16 protein-coding genes are annotated in these 24,242 nt (G+C 44.6%); 8 read left to right on the top strand and 8 right to left on the bottom strand.

From position 1 onward, the window contains the following. Positions 1 to 2: 2 nt before the first annotated feature. From ACT6NV_RS09390 to ACT6NV_RS09380, 3 genes are all read right to left on the bottom strand, one after another. Positions 3 to 785 carry an MlaE family ABC transporter permease gene (locus ACT6NV_RS09390; RefSeq protein WP_445384214.1) on the bottom strand — a complete coding sequence of 261 codons (783 nt, stop codon included), beginning with the start codon at positions 783 to 785 and terminating at the stop codon, positions 3 to 5. 96 nt (positions 786 to 881) lie between these two features. Further along, positions 882 to 2,453, bottom strand: coding sequence for a glycoside hydrolase family 32 protein (locus tag ACT6NV_RS09385; protein ID WP_445384213.1), 1,572 nt, complete (start codon positions 2,451 to 2,453; stop codon positions 882 to 884). Between the two features lie 61 nt (positions 2,454 to 2,514). Then, positions 2,515 to 9,111 carry a T9SS type A sorting domain-containing protein gene (locus tag ACT6NV_RS09380; protein WP_445384212.1) on the bottom strand — a complete coding sequence of 2,199 codons (6,597 nt, stop codon included), beginning with the start codon at positions 9,109 to 9,111 and terminating at the stop codon, positions 2,515 to 2,517. 236 nt (positions 9,112 to 9,347) lie between these two features. Here ACT6NV_RS09380 and ACT6NV_RS09375 point away from each other — a divergent pair, with 236 nt between their 5' ends. Next, a complete protein-coding gene (locus tag ACT6NV_RS09375) occupies positions 9,348 to 9,914 on the top strand; it encodes a Pycsar system effector family protein (RefSeq protein ID WP_445384211.1) in 567 nt (188 codons plus the stop codon). A 5-nt stretch (positions 9,915 to 9,919) separates the two neighbouring features. Here ACT6NV_RS09375 and ACT6NV_RS09370 read toward each other — a convergent pair whose 3' ends face one another. The 3 genes from ACT6NV_RS09370 to ACT6NV_RS09360 all read right to left on the bottom strand — a co-directional run bounded on the left by ACT6NV_RS09370 (position 9,920) and on the right by ACT6NV_RS09360 (position 13,998). Next, positions 9,920 to 10,531 carry an HD domain-containing protein gene (locus ACT6NV_RS09370; protein WP_445384210.1) on the bottom strand — a complete coding sequence of 204 codons (612 nt, stop codon included), beginning with the start codon at positions 10,529 to 10,531 and terminating at the stop codon, positions 9,920 to 9,922. A 212-nt stretch (positions 10,532 to 10,743) separates the two neighbouring features. Beyond that, a complete protein-coding gene (locus ACT6NV_RS09365) occupies positions 10,744 to 12,753 on the bottom strand; it encodes an adenylate/guanylate cyclase domain-containing protein (protein WP_445384209.1) in 2,010 nt (669 codons plus the stop codon). A gap of 504 nt (positions 12,754 to 13,257) precedes the next feature. Then, positions 13,258 to 13,998, bottom strand: a complete 741-nt coding sequence (locus ACT6NV_RS09360; RefSeq protein WP_445384208.1) for a slipin family protein — start codon at positions 13,996 to 13,998, stop codon at positions 13,258 to 13,260. A 261-nt stretch (positions 13,999 to 14,259) separates the two neighbouring features. Between ACT6NV_RS09360 and ACT6NV_RS09355 the strand changes: the two genes are divergently transcribed. From ACT6NV_RS09355 to ACT6NV_RS09335, 5 genes are all read left to right on the top strand, one after another. Beyond that, positions 14,260 to 14,760 (top strand): hypothetical protein, encoded by a 501-nt coding sequence (locus ACT6NV_RS09355; protein ID WP_445384207.1) that lies wholly within the window; start codon positions 14,260 to 14,262, stop codon positions 14,758 to 14,760. Positions 14,761 to 14,770: 10 nt separating this feature from the next. Further along, positions 14,771 to 15,136, top strand: coding sequence for a GerW family sporulation protein (locus ACT6NV_RS09350; protein ID WP_445384206.1), 366 nt, complete (start codon positions 14,771 to 14,773; stop codon positions 15,134 to 15,136). Between the two features lie 195 nt (positions 15,137 to 15,331). Further along, complete coding sequence (locus tag ACT6NV_RS09345) at positions 15,332 to 16,405, top strand: anhydro-N-acetylmuramic acid kinase (RefSeq protein WP_445384205.1); 1,074 nt, start codon at positions 15,332 to 15,334, stop codon at positions 16,403 to 16,405. Positions 16,406 to 16,546: 141 nt separating this feature from the next. Further along, positions 16,547 to 17,149, top strand: coding sequence for a TlpA family protein disulfide reductase (locus ACT6NV_RS09340; protein ID WP_445384204.1), 603 nt, complete (start codon positions 16,547 to 16,549; stop codon positions 17,147 to 17,149). A gap of 2 nt (positions 17,150 to 17,151) precedes the next feature. Further along, the gene (locus tag ACT6NV_RS09335; RefSeq protein ID WP_445384203.1) at positions 17,152 to 17,802 is read left to right on the top strand and encodes a thioredoxin family protein; all 651 of its coding nucleotides are present in this window, start codon (positions 17,152 to 17,154) and stop codon (positions 17,800 to 17,802) included. Positions 17,803 to 17,906: 104 nt separating this feature from the next. Here the strand turns inward: ACT6NV_RS09335 and ACT6NV_RS09330 are convergent, their stop codons facing one another. Together ACT6NV_RS09330 and ACT6NV_RS09325 are read right to left on the bottom strand one after the other, a co-directional pair. After that, positions 17,907 to 20,075, bottom strand: a complete 2,169-nt coding sequence (locus ACT6NV_RS09330) for a DUF748 domain-containing protein (protein WP_445384202.1) — start codon at positions 20,073 to 20,075, stop codon at positions 17,907 to 17,909. Positions 20,076 to 20,229: 154 nt separating this feature from the next. Then, positions 20,230 to 21,282 (bottom strand): hypothetical protein, encoded by a 1,053-nt coding sequence (locus ACT6NV_RS09325; RefSeq protein WP_445384201.1) that lies wholly within the window; start codon positions 21,280 to 21,282, stop codon positions 20,230 to 20,232. A 763-nt stretch (positions 21,283 to 22,045) separates the two neighbouring features. Here ACT6NV_RS09325 and ACT6NV_RS09320 point away from each other — a divergent pair. Next, on the top strand, positions 22,046 to 22,786 hold the full coding sequence (locus tag ACT6NV_RS09320) for a DUF6090 family protein (protein ID WP_445384200.1): 741 nt from the start codon (positions 22,046 to 22,048) through the stop codon (positions 22,784 to 22,786). 279 nt (positions 22,787 to 23,065) lie between these two features. Next, a complete protein-coding gene (locus ACT6NV_RS09315; protein ID WP_445384199.1) occupies positions 23,066 to 24,016 on the top strand; it encodes a hypothetical protein in 951 nt (316 codons plus the stop codon). Positions 24,017 to 24,242 lie beyond the last annotated feature (226 nt).

The following is a 24,242-nucleotide window of genomic DNA, read 5'->3' as shown; positions in this document are numbered from 1 at the left end:
ACTTACAAATCATAAAAGATATCAGAGACAAAAACGGCCATAAAGTCTACAAAGAACAGCAACAGGGAAGCGGTTACTACCGCAGTATTAGCAGCCTTCCCAACGCCTGCGGTTCCTTTTTTACAATTATACCCCTTATAGCAACCCACCAGGCCAATTACAAACCCAAAAAAGAAGGATTTGATGGTTGCCGGTATGAGATCTCCGAATGACAGGGCTTCAAAAACACGGTCAAAATAAAACTGATAACTCATGGCCCCCTTAAAGTTTTCAACCATTGCGGAACCATAAAGGGCTATAAGGTCCCCAAAAAAGACCAGAAGTGGCAACATGAGGGTTGTGGCAAGGATACGGGTCACCACCAAATATTTAAAAGGGTTGGTACCCGAAACTTCCATGGCGTCAATTTGTTCGGTAACCCGCATAGAGCCCAATTCCGCCCCAATTCCGGAGGCTATTCGGCCCGCACAGATCAGGGCGGTTAAAACAGGCCCTATTTCACGGACTATGGAAATCCCCACCATATTCGGCATCCAGGACTCAGCCCCAAATTCCAGGAGGGTGGGCCGGGATTGGAGGGTTAGCACCATGCCAATGATAAAGCAGGTGACCAGTACCAGCATTAATGAGCGGTTTCCCATCTGGTAACACTGCCTGAAAAACTCACGCATTTCAAAAGGCGGGCGGGCTACTTCCCTGAAAAAACGACCGGCGAAATGAGATAGTTCCCCGATCTCATTGAGAAAGAGGTATATCTGGTTTTTGATAAACGCTGCCTGTGCCATACCACTACTAAAAGTAATCTATAAGCCCTGTGCACGCTATGACAATTATCAGGCGGATACAGCGGAATTTGTTGAAAATAAAGGTATTTCTCAGTTTTAGGGCCAGGGATCTCCCCGGAAACTGTTCAGGCCGTATACCCTCCCCCCTACGAGAACCAAATCCCCCTGTTTTGACCATAGGGTTACACGGGAATAGGGGCTGGAAGGAAAAAAGATATCGGTAAAATTAAGGGCTCCCTCCAGGGCAAACAACTCCAGGGAGGTGACATCTGAGAAGAATTGAAGATCCAGTAGCCCGCCCTGCATTTGCAGAGGGGCTGTGTGCGGGCCCTTAAAAAAGGAGTCCGAAAAACCTTCAGGGCCAGACTGCCGCCGATCTACCCTTATCAAATTTTCAGCCGGGTAAAAAGCAACTTTTAATACCTCCCCTTCTTCATTAGAAAAGGTAATGCCAAATTCATTTGCCGTGGTTTTATCAAGGTCTATGAGCAGCTGCATTTCAGACTGGGAAACCAGAAAATTTCCCTGCAGTTCTTTTTTCTTGCTTATAATTTCTGGTGAGATTTTCGTTTCCGCCGAACGCAATTTACTTAAGGTTTCAACCGGTAGAGACTTCAGGTAATAGCGGTCATCAGCCCTGTGCAGAGTTAATTCCCTTGGTAACGTCATGGCCGAGCGCCATTTTTCCGTAGGGACTTCCTGGGCGTACTGCCAGTTGCTCATCCAGCCAATCCCTAACCGCCGGCTTTGATCCACCGGGGCATTGTCCCAGGTTACAAAGGCGTAATTGTCAGCCCCCCAATCCAGCCATTGCTGCCTGGATTCAGCAGTAAAGGCAGTCCCGTCAAAATCCCCGACAAAATAAGAAGTTCCGGTGCCTCCATTGGGGCCCTGCTGTTGTATGGATACAATTAGAACCCATTTGGTTTCTTCGCCGTCTGCCACCTTCAGCGGAAACAGATCCGGGCATTCCCAGAGGCGGGTATCCCCCTCAATCCCGAATTCTGACAGATACTGCCACTGCCTGAGGTTTTCCGAGCCGTAGAACTGTACCCGGTCGTAAACGGCCAGGGCCATGATCCATTGGGAGCTTTCGGCATGCCAGACGAGTTTCGGGTCCCGAAAATCACGTATTCCGGTGTTGTTTTTCAATACGGGGTTCCCTTCGTATTTGGTCCAGGTATAACCTTTATCAAGACTATAGGCCAGGCTCTGGTATTGAAAATCCTGAATCCCTGCCTGTTCCCCCTCGGGGTTGTGGTGCGTAAAGGCTGCCACTACCGGTATGGAATCCTTTGAGCCAAAACCAGAGGTGTTTTGGGTATCTACAACTGCAGATCCGGAAAAAATATAGCCGAGGGAATCCGGATACAGGATGACCGCTTGTTCTTCCCAGGAAACCAGGTCTCTGGAAGTGGCATGTCCCCAGTGCATAGGCCCCCATACCGTGCTGTCCGGGTAGTACTGGTAACTCAGGTGGTAGGTCCCGCCCAGATAGTACATCCCGTTGGGGTCATTCATCCAGGCTGCGGCTGGGGTGAAATGGAATTTTGGACGGTGGGTCTCTGTTAAACTTCTTGAGGTATCCGGCTGCCTGTCCTTTTGCATTTCCTTACAGGAATAAAAGGACAAGAGCAGCAAAACGATAAGAATAAAACGTTTGTTCATAACAAAAAAAAGGAGTCCGTAGTTAAACTACAGACTCCCTAAGATATTAATTTTGGAATTGTTACTCCTTGATAATCCTGAACACTTCTTCTATTGTCCCCTGCTGGGTTCGCACAAAAAGGATTCCTGATTTCAGAGAGGCGATGTCTACAGAAACTTCATTCAGGCCTAAAACGGAATAGTCCCTATTAAAGAGCAAGCGTCCTACCTCATCATAAATATATACGCTCAGAGGTGCATCGCTTTCCCCCGTGTAAATGTACAGGTAGTCAGAGGCCGGGTTCGGGTAATGGTTGGCCACCGGTTCCGTATTGAGTGTGCTGCTTTCCATCTCCGTAAGGTCTGCCGTAAAGTTGAAACTACAGGGGTCTGCATTGGATCCGTTGGCGGACTTGGAGGCACTATTACAGCCCAGCGTGATTACCTGCCATTGAATGTCGTCCCCGTTTGTGATAAGGCAGATCTGACCCGTCGTATTGGCCGGGAACAGCGATGGAGGCGTATCCCCACCTATAATATTACTGCGGCCTTTGAATTGGTTCTCCCGGGTGTTGTAAGGAATGTAAATATCAAATGGAGTCGAATTCACGTATGTAAAGCATACTTCAACCATTCCAGGACCGAGATCCGTTTTACAGATATCCGTTAAGCTGATCCTGTCGTTACAGCCCACAAATGGGTTAACAACCAGAGTGGCGAATTCCGTTATCTCCCGGAGGAAATAATTTTCATAGCCTGCCGGCAGGGAGGCACTTCCCTCTATTCCTACCTGATACGTACCTGCAGGCAGCGGATTAGCAGTAACGGGGACCCCATTTTGATAAATTGTAAATGTAAAGTTACTAAGACCAGGATCCGGATCGGAAGGGCATAATAGGGTATTGTTTGCCGCACTCACAACAAAATCGAAGCTGCCGGGGGTGGCATCTCCTTCGTTTATCCAGGCAATACCTTCCACCCTAAGATCGAGAGGAGCCTGGTTCACGGTTAGTGTTCCGGTAACGGGGGTCACTGTATAATTAGGGTTTGCCTGCGAAACAAGCGTTAGAGGGTACTGATTGGTACCCGGGCTCAGCGGATCTCCGAGGTTGCAACCATCAGACGGACTGAATGAATAACTGGCTCCTAAGAGATCTGTAAGTGTTTCTGAATACGGCAGGACACCATCCCATTGCGGGTCTGCATTCCTGCTGAGGGTGATTCCAAAATCAAACGGACCGGCATCCCCATAGGTAATGCTGCCATCTACTGCGGTTGCCGTTAATTCGAATGGAAGAACGGTCAGGTTACCTGAAGGAACATATTCATAAATATAGTTCTCGGAAACCCCGGTGGCAGATGCTGATATCTCGTAGGGGCTGCCGGCTACGCCGCAATTTGTACAGTCCACCCCAACGGTCAGCCCTTCAGGGAATACATTGTCAAATGCATCCAGATACCTGAATTGCGGATCCAGATTGGTTTGGTCTATAGTAAACTCCGAAGGGAGGGTACCGTACTCAGCATTGACATTTTCTGTAGTTACCTGAATGCTAGCCGCTTCCACAATGAAAGGAGCCGGCTGGGAATAAACCACATAGTTGTCATCAATTATGGTACCCGGTATCACCCATTGGGTTCCGGCGCCCAATCCGGTAAGGACAGTTATCGGGTAAACCGTTATGATCTCGCCAGGTTCTGTATCTGAAAGATCATCCTCCACATTGAAAAGGACCAGGGAATTCTCAAAAGCAGTCAAGACGGTTTCAAAATCGCTATTGGCAATCCCCAGCCCGCCATTGGCAAAACCCAGGCCGCCGTTGGCAAAACCGAGGCCGCCGTTGGCAAAGCCAAGGCCATTCAGGTACACCGTATTATTCGCAAAGCCCAGGCCGTTCGCAAAGCCGAGGCCACCATTGGCTATGCCCAGGCCATTGGCAAAGCCGAGACCACTAACCATCCCGAGCCCATTGGTAATCTCGGAGGTAGTAATTTGTTGGTTTTCAAGTTCTGTTTTAATGAACAGGTCCTCCCCTATTTCTATAAGTTTCTGACCCGTTGCGTCTTCTCCATTGGCAAAGCCAAGGCCGTTACTCAGAAAGTCTGACGCACTGGCTATGGTGGACTCAGAAACCCAGAAGCTGGTATTGGCAAAGCCAAGGCCATTGATCAGCAGTTCCCCGTCATTGGCAATTCCCAGGCCGCCATTGGCAAAGCCAAGGCCCCGGTTAACAAAGCCCAGACCTCCGTTGGCAAAACCCAGACCGCCATTGGCAAAGCCAAGGCCATTAACGTGATTCTCCTGGAAGGTCCCTGTGGTTGCCCCATCTACTGTAACAGAGGTTTCCCCCGGAACGCCATAGGTATAGTCATAGGTAATCACTGGCACGCCATCTCCATATACAATGCTGCTGGCACCTTCTGGTGGGGATATCACAGGAGTAATGGTTACGGGAAGGGGATCCACAGAAAGTATACCGGGGTCAATAGTGAAGGTATATAATTCCTGGAGACCGGTGTCCAGGGTTTGATCATCGAGTTCAAGCCTGATTTCATAAATACCCACATTGGAGCCGGGAACGGCATCAGGAATGCTTACCATAACGGAAGGAGCGAGAAGCGCAATTTCCGCATCAGAAAGGGAAACCGGGGCCTCTGTAACCGGATCAATTTTAGTAGCGGTCCAGGTCAGTGTTTCCGGACCGGGGTTTTGTGTGGCAAAGAATCTGGAGGTATTATCAGGTTTCAGGGTTACTTCAACAGGCTGAACGTCCAGCAGGTTCAGTGTTTCGGACTGCCCTCCATCGGTTCCGTTGGTTATCACCGTTCCGAACTCATCCTCCTTGGGGTCCGTGAGAACATAGATGGGAGGATTTCCGGTTCCAAAATCAGGAACTGTAAATTTCAGGGTGTTGCTATCTACGAATTCGGTTACCTGGGGCTCATCCCGGAAATATACCGTGGATGATTCACTGAATGAATCCCCATCAACAATTAAGGTAAAAGTATCACTTCCAATAACGGCTGTGCCCTGTAAATCAAAGAGGAACCTTTCTATATTTGGGGAAGGGCTCGAAAATGAGGCAACGGCTGCATCGATATACGCAAAACCATAGCCTGTTTTTGAATCCCAACCAGGAGTGTCCATATCTGCAGCTGTAGCGATCAGGATATCCCTGGTATTATAGGCCGTATCTGCAGGATTATTCAGAAAATTTGCTTTCGCCTCTTCTACCAGGGCAGCACCCGCCGCCAGCAAAGGGGCCGAGGCTGAGGTACCAAAAAAGTTGGGCGGTCCATCGTCTTCTTCATAATCGAATCCGAAAAAAGTATTATCAACACCGGTCGGAGCCATCAATGTGGGCTGGTTCCGGTTCTCATTATTGATTATTAAGCCACCCAGGGAAGAGGAAGCCTGAGCTGCCAATGCATTTCCGGCATAGGGTGTGTTGTCATATCGGACTGCGCCCACAGCTGTAACATTCTCAGTGTTAGCATGCCCAAAAACCGTAGACCCTGTAGCTGCCGGGGTGGCCTGGAATAAATTATCCTCTCCGGCCCTGAATACAATGTATTTAAAGCGGGGGTTAGGTATCCCCGCGGCTTTTTCCACCATGAGGTAGGTGGTAGTTGGCGTATTGACCACAAAAGGCATAATCTCGATAGGGTCTGCCCCCAGATTATTCCGGTTAAATCCGTATTGTTTGTTTCCGTTGGCGTCCGTCAGATAGAAATCCATGTCTACCTCAGCCCCAACAGCATTGAGGGAGTAGATATTGTCTTCCCACTGCAATCCTATAATATAAACCCCTACTCCCAGATCGAGCCGTTGCAGATAGGTACCCCCGGGGCCCTGAAAATCATGTCGGTTGTCATTGGGTGCAGCTGCCGGGGTAAAGGTGGCCTCGTAGGATCTGTCCCAGAAGTTCCCGGCGGAAGTAAAGTATTGAACACCGCTTCCTATGGCAGCCTCCACAGCCTGAGCCAAAATACCATCCTCGAAATAAGAGGAATTGATATAAGTGATGTCGTCTACCAAAATATCAACAATGGGAGCCATTGCGGTAATCTTGTTCGCCATGTCCCCTTTAGATTCAAAACCGGTTGAGAAGTACAACTCAGCCCCCGGGGCTACATCGTGAATAAGTTGCATCATTGCTCTTCCCTCGTCCGTACCACCACCGGTCAAATCGCCTCCCAGGATAGTTACGTTAGGCGGTAAGTCACCACTGTCTATATCGGCCTGGTACCCCAATAACTTATTAAAACTATCGGAAATAACACCAATTTTCAGTCCTGTCCCCGATAAATTCCACCCCAGCCGGGCCAGGTCTGAATTCTGGGCGAAATCTCCCTGGTTATCTACCAGCCCCTGATTGTTTACTGCAGGGATACTTGCATACACCTGATTGATTTGGATGTAATTACATAAATTCGGAAGTTCTGCTATTTCAAAATCTACGGTAAGAACCCTTAGGTTTGTAAGTAAATCCTCAGATTCGGAAATAATAAAATTATTGATCTGGTAGTCCGTTTGAAGTATGTTCTTCAGTAATGTATAATCCGCAGCGGTACCCTGAACTACAATCTCGATTCGTACCCTGTCATTCTCTACCCTGTAGAGGAACTCATTGTATTCCCCTGTCAAAGGATCGTAGGTTTCGAACAGGGTGATCAGGGCAGCCCCGATGCAACTCTCTGTTTTCAAGGCAAAAAATTCATAGCCCGGATCGATGTCGCAATTGTTTACGGTTACCGTCGCTACGGCATTCCCACTGGAGACCACACCCGAAGTGGTTGTGAAATTATCGCTTACCGTTACCGTATATTCGGTTTGTATTGAAGGTTCTACAGTGATACTCTGGGTGGTCGCTCCGTTGCTCCACAAATAAATATAATTCCCGTTACCCCCTTCAGGGCTTGCCGTTAGAATAACATTCTCCCCATTACAAATTGAAGGACTATTGACAGATACCGTAATGGTAGGGTTAACTGTTACCGTAGCGGTTCCATTTCCGCTGGAAACCGTTCCGGAGCTGGTTACAAAATCATCACTGACCACTACAGAATATTCAGTGCTAACATCAGGGCTCACGGTTATGCTTGGGGTATCTGCTCCGTTGCTCCAGGCATAAATATAGTTCCCGTTGCCCCCTTCAGGGCTCGCCGTAAGGGTAACGCTTTCCCCCTGGTAGATGGAAGCACTGTTTACCGTAACCAAAATGGTGGGGTTTACGGTTACCATACCGCTTCCGCTTCCGCTGGAAACCGTACCTGTTGTCGTTACAAAGTTATCGCTTACCGTTACCGTATATTCCGTGCTAACATCAGGGCTCACGGTAATGCTCGGGCTATCTGCACCGTTACTCCAAAGGTAACTGTAGTTGCCGTTACCCCCTTCAGGGCTTGCCGTAAGGGTAGCACTTTCCCCCTGGTAAATCGAAAAACTGTTTACCGATACCGTGATGGCAGGGTTTACGGTAACTGTGCTAATGGCAGTATTGCTGCAAATTGCATCAATACTTGTATTGAAGTTATCACTGACTGTAACCGTATATGCTGTGGTTGTTTCCGGGCTTACCGTAATGCTCTGGGTATCTGCACCGTTACTCCACAGATAAGTGTAGTTTCCGTTACCTCCGCCCGGGGAGGCCGTAAGGGTTACACTGTCCCCCTGGTAAATATCCTCGCTGTTCACCTCAACGGTGATCTCGGAATTCACCTCAATAGTAAGGCTGGCAACAGGGCTTGCGCAGTTATTGACCGCATCGTAGAAAAACCCGTAATAGGTTCCTGCTCCAGGGTTAGCCGCTGCAGCCTGGGTCAACCGGTCACTCACAACAAAGGGATCCGAACCAATACTCCAGAGAAGCTCAGTGCCTGAAGGCGTGGCACTGCTGATAAAAGTGCTGAGAGCCGGCACGGTTTCGTTGGAACAAAAGGTGGTTCTGGCACTGGCATCAAGAGAAGGAGCCACATCTCCCACATTACTGAGGGCACAGGCGCAAATCACATCAACATCTTCTATAGTACTTGGTGTCCCAGGCAGGCCACTGCCGTTTCCGGAATAGTAATACAGGACACCTGTACCCCAGCTTGCAAAATTATTGGTATTCCCAGCCAGTACTTTAACGCCGCCTACCCCAGACAGGGAGCCATAGTTATTAAAGTTACCGGAGAGCAGCGTAAAACAGGCATTATTTAGGCTGATATCGCTGTTGTTCACAACATTGCCGTCTTTCTCGAAGATGGCATTGGTAAGTTCAATCCGCCCATCTACATTAAGGACCCCGGGGCCAATGCTTACAAAAGCCCGGTTTGCCTGGACCAGTGCCCCGGCAGCAACATTCAGATTGCTGCTGTTCATAAAATCGGCACCGTTTATTATTAATGTAGAACGGTTTCCCAGATTGATGGGCTGATTGTCCGTATAATTAATATCGTGTTTGATGGTAATGGTGGAACCGGACACGTTTCGGTTCGGAAAAGGTCTGCTATTACACCCTCCTCCGGAGCAGATCCATGCAGCCGGGTCATTCCAGTTGGTGGATGCTCCCGTTGTCTCATAATTTTGAGCAACTGCCTGAAAAGTACCCAGGCTAAATAACAGGATAAACAGATAGGGAAATGAATTCTTAAAAAGTGGGGATAGACAATTGGTTGGCCCTTTTGTTTTCATAAAGACAGAATTAAATCTTAAAAAGATTAATTTGTGCAGGTCAATGAAATAAAGGGGAAACTTTTGGGGTAGCTTAAATATACAAAATAAACTGAGCCGCGAGGGCAAAGGGTAAAATATAAACACGTATTGGGCTTCTTTGTAAGTAGCACCCTACAAAATAAAGTCTTTCCTCTTCAATTAGCTTGTATGACCCCTTGAAGTTCCTTCTAATATTTTACTAACTTAGGGCCGTTATGCAGGAACAAAAACGAAAAAAATTCAAAGACCCTCAAGAAAAGTTAACCCCGGAAGACAAGCTTGAGGTTTACTGGTCTGCCATTGAGTACATCGTTGGCCTGAATCGCTCTTCAGAAATTAAGGCCGGTTTGATAATCTCCTTTTACGGTTTGTTGCTGGGGGTTATTTTCCAGGTCGTAACCACTATGGAAACCGATTTTAAGCTCAATTACTTCCTGATTGTTGTATTAGCCATCTTCGTTTTCTTTGTGGCCCGTTCTATCTATTACAGTTTTAAGTGTTTCTTACCGCAGATAGAGACAAAGTTTGATAAGAATATGTTCTTCTTTCACGATGTGATTACCAAGTACGGCAATATTGAATCCTTTGCTAAAAAATTCCACGAATTGTTACTGGATGAGCAGGAACTCTACGCCCAGTTGGGGGAGCAAATCTATGTGAACTCCCTGATTGCCTCAAAAAAATTCAGTGATGTCAATAATTCCGTCCGCAATCTGGTATTCAGTTTTATACCTATGTCTGTGGGAGCCCTAACGATTATTGCACAGGCCTTTATCTTCTAGAAGTATTAATGACTGGAAGCTAATTTGCGGGCCTTTTCCCTTAATTCGCTCAACACCTGCTTTTTACCGGCTACTCGTTCGCGAATGGCCCAGTCTGTGTGGTAGTGATGCGCTTCGAGGAATTTGATCTGAACCTCCAGCCATTCCCGTTCATTGCTCACAACCCCGAAATGCTCAAATTCAGTATATAAACCGCCGCTTAATTTATAGTAATCGGGTCTTCCAAGATAATCCAGGTCTGCATCTGCCAGTATCTCCTCATATATATTTTGCGGTCTCTGAGGGACTTTCGTGGCGCGGATCATTCCATTGATCACCTCTATTTGCCTTTTCGAATATGTTCCCTGTAGTTTGGGCTGTAGTTCGGTAATACTTTTCTCTTCGTGCTCCCGGGGCCCGTATATATATCCAAAGTCATGGCCAATTGCCGCAATCCGAATAAGTTCTGCGACAGAATCGGCAACCATGTAATAATCGATATAGTGGTTACAAATGTTGGCAACGTCAATGGTATGCCCTACAGTATGGTAAGTCAAATGCTTTGGCAACCGTTCCTCTAACTCCTCCAGTATCTCTAAACATACGGCCGGGTATGCCTTTCTGTTAAGTAATTCCATATTCGCCTGAGGCTCTTATTCCCTTGAGTAAATTAAATATTTGTAGGAATATTTTTACAATATAAACTTACGAAACCATTTTTAAAAAAGATGATTTTTTTTGGTTTGGTTGGTTTACATTCTTCAAATGTGGTAACAATCTATAAAATTTGTGGGGTTTTTGCACATTTTTATCGTCTTAAGAGCAAAAAAATCTTCTGAGTAGCACAAAATCAGGCATCTGTAGCCGCATCAAAATTGGCGTAATACATTTTCAGGACCTGTTTGTTCTTAACTTCTACCTCCCCCCTATACGTAAAATCATTCTGGTCTTTCAAAAGTTCAAAAGTGTTTTCGGAAACATTGATTTTACCCGGCTCCGAATTGGATTCCATCCGTGCCGCAAAATTAACGGTGCTTCCCCAGATATCATAGGCGAATTTCTTGGTGCCGACCACCCCTGCCACTACCGGACCGGTATTTATGCCCAACCGTATTTTAAAAGGATAAATCCCCTTGGGTGGGTTTAATTCTGTTTGTTTGGTGAATTTCAGGATTTCCATGGCAGCTTTAAAGGCATCCTGGGCATGGGTGTCGTTTTCGGTTGGCAGACCTCCTGCGCACATGTAGGCATCCCCAATGGTTTTGATCTTCTCCAGGCCATGGCTTTCAATAATGGCATCGAAATTTTTAAAGAAATAGTCCACACTTTTAACGAGCCTTTCAGCCGATATACGCTCGGCTATTACAGAAAAAGCCTTAAAATCTGTGAACATAACCGTTACCTTATCAAATTCCTTTGCCTTAATAAATCCGTGCTGTTTCAGTTCGTCTGCTGTCTCCTTTGGCAGGATATTCAGAAGAATCTGCTCGGAACGATTTCGCTCAAATGCCAGTCTCTTGTTTGTCTTGCGGATATAGAAGTATTGAAAAATAAACCCGGCAATGATGGCGAGGAATAGCGCCAGGATTACCAGCAGTAATTGTTTGGCCTTGGCGTCCTTTTCAATCTGGACGGTGTTCAGCTCATTTTCTGTATTGAGCAGTTCAATCTGCCGGTCTTTCCGCTCGCTGTCAAACTGTACCTGAAGTTTGCTAATGACATCCTTGTACTCCTCGCTTCTCAGGGAATCCGTTACTTCGGTATACCGCTGCTGGTAAGCAAAGGCCTTCCTGAAATTTCCCAGAGCTGAAGTAGCAGCAGCCAGGCCCTCCAGTGCTTTCTGTTTTTCGTAAAGCACCTTTATCTTTGTTGCCAGCTCAAGCCCCTGCAAATAATACTCCACAGCAGTCCGGGAAGCATTTCTGGCCAGGTAAACATCTCCCAGGCCAATATAAGCCTTGGTTTCCTGGAATTTATTTTCCTGTGTCCTGGCAGCTTCCAATGCCTGTAAGTGGAATTGCTCCGCTTTTTTAAACTCTTTTAAATCTCTATAGGCACGCCCCATAAAATTTAAGGGCGCTGCTATATCACCATTGATTTCTGTATAGGCTTCCAGAGATTTTTCGAGATAGGGCAGGGCCTCCTCTGGCTTATCACGGTTCAGCAATAACTCCCCCAGGTTTGCCGCAGCAATGGCCTGGCCTTCCATTTTAATGGCGAATTGCTCCTCGGAATTCAGCCCCTTGAACATTTCAATGGCCAGCAGGTAATTCTCTTCGGCTTTGTCAAAGGTTTGATCTTCATTCGAATAAATGGAACCCATATTGAGGAAGGCAGAACCCATCCGCAGGGTGTCCCTTACTACCTCCGCATTTTTGACTGCTTTGATCAGGTATTCCAGTGCCCTGGGTTCATTCCCTATGGTGAGATAAACTGCCCCGAGGTTACTTTGAAGGTTTGCTATTCCGGTCGTATCCGATATCCCAATAAAAATCTCAAGGGACTGCATAAAATAGGATTCGGCCTCCTCAAAGTTTCCCTGTGACCAGCGGATCAGGCCTAGCCCCTTTAAGGAGTATGCCTTCCCACTGGCAAAATCGATCTCCTCCGCGTAGTCTATTGCCTGGTTATAAAGGGCAAAAGCAGAATCCGCCTGAATACCGCGCAGGGAGTCCCCTTTTTTGACCATTTTATTGACAAGGGTGGAATCCAGTTGCCTCTTCCCCAACAAGCCATCCGAACCTATATTTTCAATTTGCCCCTGGGCAATGGCCGAACCCGAATACAGTAAGAGAATTGCCCAAAAACCAAAGGTCCTGAAACAAGAAGAAAGTGAAAAACCCTTGAAATGCATGCTCATAAAAGTAGGAATAATTCTTTACTTGATTGATTCCGTATGGATTAGGAACTCGGGGGGTCTTCCGCGCATAAGGATTTCCTAAAAATAACAATATTTATCTAGCTTAACAGGAATCCCTGCTGTTAAAAAGAGGCTGCTCACTGAAGTTGACTGCCGTCCGGGCTCATCAAATCCAGGATAGCGCAAAGCTGTTTATGTCAGAAGATTAGCTCAAGGCGCTCAATATTTTGCTGCCGTCTGAGAATTCAGGTGCAATATTAGATCAGGCCTGATCAGAAGGAGATGTATTATCCGAATGCTTTTGTTCTTTGCGGTATTTCACGATTACTTTAATGACAACCCTTAAAATAAGGGCGAAAGCTATCAGGTAAATTATTTCTTTTGTTTCCAATGCACTTAATTTTAAACGGGGCAATCTGTCATTTGGAATAACCTCCGGAAATCACCTTTCCCCGAAACCGATATAAATGTAGCCATTAATTTTTGGCAAACGAAACAGGTAATCTATTTGTTAGCCGGGGGTTTGGGCAGCACCTCCTCAGGAAACGGAAAGAGGATGGTAGAATTCTTCTCGGCGGCTATGTTTGAAAGGGTTTGATAGAGCCGTAATTTAATAGCAGACGGAGATTTATCGATCTGAAGACCGGCTTCCAAAAGCTTTGCAGCCGCCTGTTCTTCAGCTTCAGCCAGGATAATACGCGCCCGGCGGGAGCGTTCGGCCTCGGCCTGGTTGGCCATCATCCGCCGCATATTTTCGGGCAACTGAATATCCTTGATTTTTACATCCATTATTTCAATCCCCCATTGATGGGTTTCCTGTTCTACAATACTTTTAATATTCTTGCCCATTTCCTCCCTTTTGGATAGGATGGTATCCAGTTCCACCTTCCCGCATACGTCCCTGAGGGCTGCCTGAGAGAGCTGTGTTATGGCAAAATGGTATTCCTCCACTTCCAGTACCGCCTTTTCAGGATCTTTGATTTTAAAAAACACCACCCCGTCTATACTACAGGGCACATTATCTTCAGTCATCACCTCCTGGGAAACGATATTGATGGTAATAACGCGAATATCCACTTTTTGAATGGTTTCAACACCCGGGATGATCCATCGCAATCCGGGCTGCAGGGTGCTGACGTATTTTCCAAAACGGAATTTAAGGGCGCGTTTGTATTCATAGACAACACGAATTCCGGCCAACAAAAAGAGCAATAGTAAAATTCCTGAGAAAAAGAGCGGGTTCATAGGGAGGGTGTTTGAGTTTAACTGACTAGAGATGCGTCCCCCTACCAAAAGGTAATGGGATATAATTTCACAGGAATCAAAGTACTCCCTTAAACGACCAATGCCTATGATATATATCAGGAACCGCAATCACCCAAAATAATGGTGCATTAAACGGCTGATGCTTTTTGGCAGGTTAAAAGATGTTAATTCTGTACTGGTTGATCCAGATCATAGCCTTTTTACACCCGGCTTACTTCCTTTGCAATAAAGTTTACGGAAATGGGCTTCTTGATATTTTTTGGAGTATTACTGGCCCTGCTGGCCTATCTGTTGCTAATGCAGTTGGATTTGGTTCTGAACAGCTACCAGCAGCAATACTATCTCAGGGTTGGAGGGCTCTGCAAACTACTCCTTGAAAAAGACCCGGAGGAGCTGGTCCATTTGCGGCTTAAAAGCGGCCTGCTGAACATTATCTGGAGGCCTTCAGATTTTAAGTCCCGGGCCCGCAAGCCAAAAAAGCTCCGGAAACGAAAACCTGAAAAATCCAGGAAATTTAAGTTCAGGACCCTTCTGGCCCTATTAAAGGCTGTTAAGGTAAAGGAATTTCGCTGGCAGTTGGATACGGCAGATCCCATCCTGAACGCCCAGCTCTATCCGTTGTTTTTCTTTTTAAAAAACCAAAGGATGCGCTGCTCGGTAAACTTTGTAGGGGAGAATCAACTGGCCCTGCGGCTCAGCAGCAGGCCGGTAAAATTTTTAAAAGCAATTATTAACCCATAAAAAATTAATCATGGATTTACATTTTGAAGAATTACTGAACAGGGTAACAGACTTTATCAAGTCAGAGGCCAAAACGGAAACCATTATTGGAGAACCTTTTGAATTAGGTGCTTTTAAATGTGTACCCGTCATGAAGGTAGGTATGGGATTCGGCTCCGGAGGCGGGGAAGGATCAGAACCTAAAAAAGGTAAAGGACAGGGAGGCGGCGCCGGCGCAGGTATTGGCCTGGAACCTATAGGCTTCCTGGTAAGCAAAGGCGAGGAAATTTCCTTCTTGGAGGCAGGGAAAACCCACGGCCTGGCAGCAGCTTTTGAAAAAGTTCCTGACCTGATCGAAAAACTGGCTAATCGCCGGAAAGAAGAAGCAATGGTATAAGCTTTTGAATAGCTTAGAAACCACAAAGGGGCAGCTTTACAAAAGTTGCCCCTTTTGTTTAAAGGCGGGTTATGTTAAATATATCTGCACCTTAAGATTCTTATAATCAATAGATATGTTTAAAATGAGCCTAAGGGATGATCAGGCTTTGCCCTGAATGTGTATCTTTCAATATAATTTCAAGCAAATCTGCAGATGGAATACAAGGTACTGGGGCTGATGTCCGGCACTTCCCTCGACGGGCTGGACCTGGCCTACTGCCATTTTCAAAAGACGGCCGGGGGCTGGCAGTATGAGCTATTGCATTGCAACCAACTGGATTATTCGGTGGAGATGCAAAAAAAGCTGCAGGATGCCATTGAACTTTCCGCCCCGGAACTCCTGCAGCTGGATCACGAGTACGGGATCTGGCTGGGAAGGAAGGCAAAAGACTTTATAAAGGCCCACAACCTTCAGGTCGATTTTATAGCAAGCCACGGGCATACCGTGCATCATTTACCCGAAAAAGGCGTGACTTTTCAGATGGGATCCGGGCAACACCTGGCCGAGGCTTCCGGGGAGCGGGTTATCTGTGATTTCAGGAGCTCAGACCTGGTTTTAGGAGGGCAGGGAGCCCCCCTGGTGCCCATAGGGGACCTGCATTTGTTTTCGGATTACAACTTCTGCCTGAACCTGGGGGGTATTGCCAATATTTCCTTTCAGAGAGACGGAAAACGGATTGCCTACGATATTGGCCTGGCCAATATGCCCCTGAATTACCTGAGCCGGAAAATGGGGCTTACCTATGACAAAGACGGAGAAATGGCCCGCTCCGGATCCTGTATTGAGGGGGTGCTCAATGGGCTGAACAACTTGGAGTACTACCGGCTTCCCTTCCCAAAATCTACCGGATACGAATGGTTTGCACGGGAAGTGGTCCCATTACTGGATAATGAAAAGCACAGCATCCCGGACCTGCTCAATACCTGTGTGGTACATATCTGCGAACAAATAGCGGGTCAGCTCCGTCAGCATCAGGAAAAGAACAAGGCATCCCTGCTGGTCACGGGAGGCGGCGCCTTCAACACTTACCTGATGGATTGTTTAAAAGAAAAGCTGGGCAGCCGGGTTAAATTAGAGATCCCCGACCCGGGCCTGATTGCTTTTAAGGAAGCCCTGGTATTTGCCTTTATGGGAGTACTCAGGATACGGGAAGAAACAAATGTACTGAGCTCGGTAACCGGAGCCAGCAGGGATCATAGCAGTGGGCAGCTTTTTTATCCCCTTTAAATCTCAAATTATAAACCTTTCTGCAATACTGAATCCCCACTCTAAAGCCTGCCGGAATCTGGCCTTCTTAACGTTTCTTTGACGGAATTTCTCTCAAAAATTGCCTTTCTTAGAGTAAATTTTTAACCACAGCAGCTATTTATGAAAAGACCGGGCACAAGAATATTCCTGTTAGGCGCAATGGCCTTGGTATTTGTGGCCCTTTCCGGGTGCAGGGAAGAGAAAACGGATAAGGAAGGCAGCACCGCTGTGGCAAACAAGCCTGCGGATCGCAAAAGCAACCGGCCTGAGGCACAGAAGTATCTGGATGATATTGCCATTTATGAGACCTTTAGTGATATAGAGCCGCTGTTCCGGTATAACAATGACACCACCTATGTTGTCAATTTCTGGGCCACCTGGTGCAAGCCCTGCATTGCGGAACTTCCCTATTTCGAAGAATTGAATAATAGCCGTTCCCAGGAAAAGGTGAAAGTGATACTGGTAAGCCTGGATTTCCCCAAACAGGTGGAGACCAACCTCCTCCCCTTCCTGGAAAAAAAGAAAATCTCCTCTGAGGTAGTAGTGCTGCTGGATGGCAAGTACAATGACTGGATAGACAAAGTAAGCCCGGAGTGGTCTGGCGCCATCCCGGCCACCTATGTATACAGGGCCAGCCGCCAACAATTAATCGGGGAGCCTTTTGATAATTTTCAGGAACTGGATTCTGTTGTAAAACCCTTTTATACCCCAAAAAACCTGTAGTTTTGAATAAAATTATTGTTACCCTGGCCGTTGTGTTGAGTTCTTATTTTACACTTCCCTTTTTAACCCAACCGCCGCAGTTGGAAACTGAAACGAATGCATTTGTACCGGGAATTTCCGTGGGGGACAAAGCCCCGCCCTTTAACCTGAAAAACATAGACGGTAAAAAATACTCCTTTAACAACATCAAAGACACCAATGGAAATACCCCCAAAGGGTTTATCGTTGTTTTTACCTGCAATACCTGCCCCTATGCCCTGGCAAACGAGCAAAGGCTCATTGACCTGCACAGGGCCTATGCCCCAAAAGGTTACCCGGTAGTGGCCATACAGCCCAATGACCCGGCCCTGCAACCCGGGGACAGCTTTGAGGCCATGAAACAAAACGCGGCAGAAAAAGGCTTCCCCTTCCTGTATTTATTAGATGAAAAGCAGGAGGTTTTCCCTGCTTACGGGGCCACCAAAACACCTGAGGTCTATTTGGTTGACGCCAAACGAATTGTACGCTATCACGGGGCCATTGATGACAGCGTACGCAACCCGGATGGCGTGGAAGAAAAATTTGTGGAAATGGCCATTGCGGCAATTGAAGCGGGCAAAGATCCCGCCCCGGCAACCACCAAGGCTATTGGGTGTGGGATAAAGAAGAGGTAAAAGTCCAACGTCAGAAAAAGATGATTCTCTCCCGTGGATCCTATCGATCTATAAGCGGTATTTGTTAGTTAATTTTGGCCTTAAGCCGGTAGAATTCTCATTGTTTAGTCCTCAGTCTGATCGTTCTCTTCCTGTAAACCGTATGTAAATTTAAACGTGGGGTAGGCGCCCAGATTTTCGGGGGCATTGGAATCGCCTTTCTCAACCTTGATGTTAGTATCAAGATGCTGCCTTTTAAGGTAATTTCTTATATGATCTACCAATGCATCAGTACGCGACAGGCTAAGGCTATCCAGATTTACGTCACTGGCTAACTTCATTACGGCATCATTAAAACTTAATGTGTCTGTTTGCACGATATCAAAAACATATTCCCTAAACCCGGCCTCATCTTTTAGATAGTTGCTTCCATCTTTATTGAAGCCCTGCCCTACCCATTCTTTGGCTAAAGCTTCTTTTTGCAGATCCCGGTCAACGTAATAGGTCATCTTAATAGCCAGCTCTTCTTTTTGTCGCTCAAGATCTAAAAGTTTATTCAATTGTCTGTATTGCCTTTGGGATGGAATGGTATCGGTATACGCAAAGCTCATCTCTTCAAGCTCCTTCGGATCACCTCCTACCAAGCCAACCAGAAAATTAACTGGCGCAGCCACAGTCTTACCGATCAAGTTCTTAAAAGCATACCAGACAATAGTGCTAACCTTTACAGACGGCTGGTTAAGATCACCATTTACCGGAATTTCCATATTGACATCTCCATTTTTATCAGTCAGCAGGAAAAAGGCAAATTTTAGCGGAACCTTATTTAACCCACCTCCCGTGGTTTCAAGCTTGGCATTTTTAACCAGCAACCTGTTTTCACTATTTATAATTCCGTCGGTGACCTTTGATTTTGAATAGTAATACATATCGCCCTGGACCACATTGTGCCCCATATGATAATCCGTATAAATATTAATGTCAGATAACAGGAATTTTTCTATGGCTATATCTAAATTTAGATTCTTTGTATAATCATTTGGATTAAACCCCAGCTGTGCTACTAAATTACCCCGGTTATTGAGCAACATGGTGGAATTTATTGTAACCCAGTCCACATTGTTTCTGATCTCCTGTGTATTAATGTTTATCTCGTTTAAGTGATAGTCAAACGGCTGACCCGTCAGATTATCCATGTAATCCAGTGCTCCATTCTTGATGATAAAACGGTCAATGCTGTATTTGAGATTATCCGTACTGCTAATGTTAGCCTTTGCCTCCTTTTGCGACGGCGCAGCGTCCTCGTCCTTCATGAGCCGGGCCAAATTGTTGGTAGTGGAATCGAGCTCAAAGAAGGTATAGGTATCTGTCAGTTCCAGCTTTCCGATCTGATAATCGGAATTAGCGTAATCAATTCTGGAAAGATCACAACTTATGTTTTTTGCTCCCAGGATTTTTTTATCGGCAGTATCGGTCATGACAAAATCGGTTACCTCAACATTACCAGTGAGAATGGCTTTAGTAAAATCTTCAACATTACCATCGAGCTGCAGGCTGGCATTAAGGATGCCGTTCATGCTGTTAACATTCAGCGATTGTGCCGCATATTCGTAAAAAGCGGAAAGGTCTAATCTGTCAATATCCAGGCCCGCATCAAAATCTCCATCATTGGGGTTCAGGTTGAGCGTTGTTTCTACATAACCTCCATTGGACAGATTAAAACGTACGTCTACATTGCTTTTTTCCTGCTGATCCCAACCAATAAAAGGCACTTTCAGGTTTATATCCTCCAGCTTAGTCAACTTGTTGACATTCCTGTGGTCAAAGTAAAGGTCAGAATTCATAATCACTATGTCGGAGACCGCATACTTTAAAGACTCTGCAGCGGGGTCTTCTTCAATATTCAGGGTGTCATTGCCTGAATAAAAAGCAATCATGTCATCAAAGTTAAAGACACTATCCTGCATCACTATGGTGGCAGTCAGACCATTCAGATAAAACTGCTCAATCTCTATTTTACCTGCCAAATATTTTAAGGGCTCCAGATTGATTAGCAGGGTGTCAAAAGAAATAAATACATCAGAACCGTTGGCCTCTAACAACTTGAAATCATAGGCTTTGGCTGTACTGGTAAAGTAGTTGTAATCAATATCGCCTAAGGCGATTTGGCGTCCTATAAGTTCGGGGCTGTTCTTAACCAAATAGTTCCTGGCAATTCCCGGAGCCAAGTACATAAGTATCAAGACTAGCGAGAGAAGTATCAGAAGCCCAATCCTTACCTTTTTAGATCGCATAGTGTTTACTCTTTAAAAAATTTAAATAAACACAAATAAAGCATATTTCCTTAATCCAAAACTTAAGATTATCATAAGAAATAAGCCAAAAACCTGATCGACAGTTTATCGGAACAATTTGGCTGCCAAGTGTTTGAAGTAATGGCTGTTTGATTTATTGGGTGGAGAACTCCCTCTGACTAACAATTTCAAACTTTCGAAGAGCCTCGCCTTCTGCCATTTTATATTGTACTTCCTTAGTCTTATCTGTTTTCTCGCCATTATCATATATGGGGAAACGCTGTACCAGGTAGGTCTCAACCAGCCAGAATTCGTCATGCCCATTGTAACCGCTGTTTATTTCAGGGTTGTCTTCTGTAGGTGGAAAATACGCCTCGCTCATTGATTTTTTATTGTTCACTGAATAGGCGTAAACTCTGATTTTTTTGGTTTCATCCTGGCTTTGGGCAAACACAACAATTTCTGGTGAACCATCAGAATTAAGGTCTTCCACCTCTGCTCTGACTACCAAATAGTTGCCAATATCCATTGTTTCATTGAAGTCTTCTTCCAAACCAAAGGTAAAAATGGTTAGTTGGTTGGTGCCGCCATTTTCTTTAGCATTGACATTGAATCCAACTCCCTGAAGATTCAGAACTTTGGCAAATTGGGTTTTGTCTACCTGCCCGGCTTCTATCTCTCCGTCAATTTTATCATAACTGCCTGCTATACTCGCACCTCCCGAACAGTAAAAATTCAATAGGCCAGCATCGGCCTCATTTTCTGTCGAGATCTCAAGTGAGTTGTCGGTAAATCGAAAAAGCACTTTCTTGCCATCCAGGAAGGTGTTATAGGTCTCATCATCCGTTGGATAAGCTACGGCGTCAAAGGTACAGGTTGGTCTTTTCTTATCAGCCCTGGAGCGCACCTTGATATTGATAGAATTGTTCTGCCCTGCAGAAACCATAACACCAACCCAGTCATAACCTTCTGCCCGCTTGGCATAATCATCGGTCACATAATTACCAAATACTGAGCTTCCCGTATTTTCATCTGATACCGAAGAGGTATCATTTGTTGGTTCTTTTTCTTCAGTTACAACAGTTTCAGCACTAGCTTCTGTTGAAGTTTGTTCACTATTCTTGTTGTCATTCTTGTTGTCATTCTTGCAAGAAAATAGAATTGCTGCAAGAACAAGCACTACTGCCATGGTTCTGGTGTTATGCATGATGTGATGATTTTGTTTTATGTATCCAACCAAAGTGAGTTAATCCCGTTGGATATTTTAAAGTTGTTGTTTTAATTTATTCGTGCAAAATAAAAAAAACTTCTTATATAAATCATACCAAGCTATAAGCCTTCAAAGACTTGTTTGTTGTTTACCTCTTATCCAACTTTTACACTACAGTGATCTTAAATAAAACAGCCATTTGTAAATACATGATCGTAAGCCTTAGGCAGTATAATTGGGCTTAGCAATTAACTTATAATCACGAAAAGCCTCTGCATTTCTGTAAAGAATAATCTATTGAGCCTGCTCCAGCCGGAATAGAACTGTCGACACCTTGATGATCAGATAGTTGTAAAAATTGCCCTTAGAATAAGTAAAATACCTATTGACAAATCTTACTTAGAATTGCTTTTGGACAATGACGTTGCATCGGAGAATTATGAAACGACATGCCTTCTAGGAGATTTAATAAATTAAACTAAGCACAACAACGGCTATAGCCCATCGCTGGCCAAGGTTTGGGAAACCCGCCTCTACCATTGGTAGGTTCGGGCAAGTTTTTCTACATTAGAGTTTATGAATCAATACTGGTAGGGCCTGCGCATTAAGGCGCCGGGGCATAGCTAGGACCGTTGTGCTGCATTATAACCAACCAATAACCAATGATAAAATTCTTTAGAGGGCTGAAAGCTAATCAAAGGTCTGGCAGAACTTTGACAGTGAGGAGCCAGACTGTGCAATGACCTAAAAATCAAAAGATATGATCAAATTCTTCAGACGAATAAGACAAAACTTACTTTCAGAGGGCAAAACCGGAAAGTATCTAAAGTATGCTATCGGAGAAATCATCTTGGTGGTAATTGGAATTTTGATTGCACTTCAAATTAATACGTGGAATAATAGCCGAATTGACAGAAATAAAGAAAAATTACTAATGTCAGAATTACATGAAGAGTTTGTTAATAATAAAAATCAGCTCGCGCAAGTTGTACAATATCATGAAACCAGTTATTTAGCCACTAAAAAGCTAATTGACATGTTCCCAATAAATTTCAATGAAACAGAATTAGATAGTATTCAGAAATATTATTTGAATGTCGGTTGGGTTTATTCATTTAATCCTTCCAATGGAGTAATAAACTCCTTGATAAATACTTCTTCATTTGAAATTATTTCTAATGAGAATTTACGTAGACTTATTATTAGTTGGAGTGATGTCTTAAGTGACTTTAGAGAAGAAGAGATATCGGCAAAAAATTATGTGGTAAATACTTGGGTTCCATTTTGCGAGAAACATCTGGACTGGGATGGAAATTTTAAAGACAAAAGAAATAATCTGAATGCTTTTACTACACTTGAGTTCGAGAGCATAATTAAACAACGAAATTATGATCTGTATTTTATTTTAGAGGGAACAGTAGAATTACAGAGGATTCGTTCTTATATAGACCAAATAATAGAATTGACGGAAGATGCGAATGTTGCAAAAAGAGATAAGTAGAACTTAATGAAGCGAAAGGCTAACAATGTATGTCAAATCATATCTCCCATTCGGTTGCTAAGCTTTATATAGCATGCATCGGCCTTCATTAAGAAACAGAATCCAATGATAAAATTCTTTAGAAAAATTGGTTGCAACTAAATGGAAAAAAGCAGAATATCCTGAGTTCAAAAGGAACAAATAACAATATTTAAAAGCGATATGAAAAGAGCCGGGTTGTTAATTTTTATACTGTTTGGTTTAGTATCATGCTTAAGTACTTTAAAGAAAACAGGAAGTATGAATAAACAAGATGTGTTAATTGAAGGTAAAATTATACATAATAGGACAAATGAATATTCTTTAAATACTGAATTTGTTGGCAGGCCAGACGCTCATTTAATAATAACAATAGTCTATTCTGAAGGCATGGATGGACAAACTGAGCTTGTACTTGAAAAGGATTTTGAATCTATTGCTAAACTTCCATTTGAGTTTAAAATATATGGCAATAAAAATGAATTTATGCCTGAATCAAGAAATGGAAAATATTTAATAAGTGCTCAGCTTCTTAATGGATCCGGCAAAGAAACCTATGTTGGAGATTTGGTGAGCGAATATTCGTATGAAATATTTAATCCATTCGAAACGGAGCCACAAAAATTATCCGAATATATCGAGATCGAAGTCTTTGGGCTTGAAGATTGTAATGACCCAAATTCTGGAGGTTACTGTACTTCCAACTACAGAAAAAAGAAAAAACGAGCATCAATAAATCAAGAAAGTATTGACCTGATCATTCAGGATGAATTCAACCTCCCAACGCTCAACTACAAGATCGATCTGGAAGAAGTAAAAAAACAGGAAACATTACCCAACAACAAGATCATGTTTGTTAAAGCACTGCACACCGCTCTGAAAACAGTGCTCACCAGTAACTCAAACCGGGAAAGCCCACGGATCATTATCTCCGAAGGGATGGGGCTACGGCCGAAGGAAAACGTCGAAGATGAAACCAAGGTTGTCAAGCAGTTACATGAGTTTCTGCTATCGGGAAAATTGATTCTCCTGCCCCTGGTCGACTGGGAAAATCGCGATCAGGACTTTGGCTTTTTTCCACCCGAAGAAGGAGAAAGTGCGCAGGAAAACTGGGTGTTTTACCTCTCCCTGCCTACCCTCTCCGATCATCTATTCTGGATCATCGTACCGAGAGACGGTCAGTCTGAAGCCTATGTATATGGTTTTAACTGAAAAATCAAACCGAATATGAAAAATAAAAAATATCGCTAATAAATAATCATGGCAAGAAAACTGAATACCGAAAACGGATTAACAGCTGTTGTACTATACATGATCGGGTCAGTCATTGTAGGTCTGGCAGCAGCATTATAATTTCGCAGCTCACCAGCAGCGGCTGATGGATGTTGTTTTCTAAGATGAAGAAATTCTAAATTTAAACTTCCAAATTGAGAATTAT

It is taken from the genome of Robiginitalea insularis (assembly GCF_052497835.1).
The sequence above is the reverse complement of the archived record's forward strand: the minus strand, read 5'-3'. Positions and strand labels throughout refer to the sequence as shown.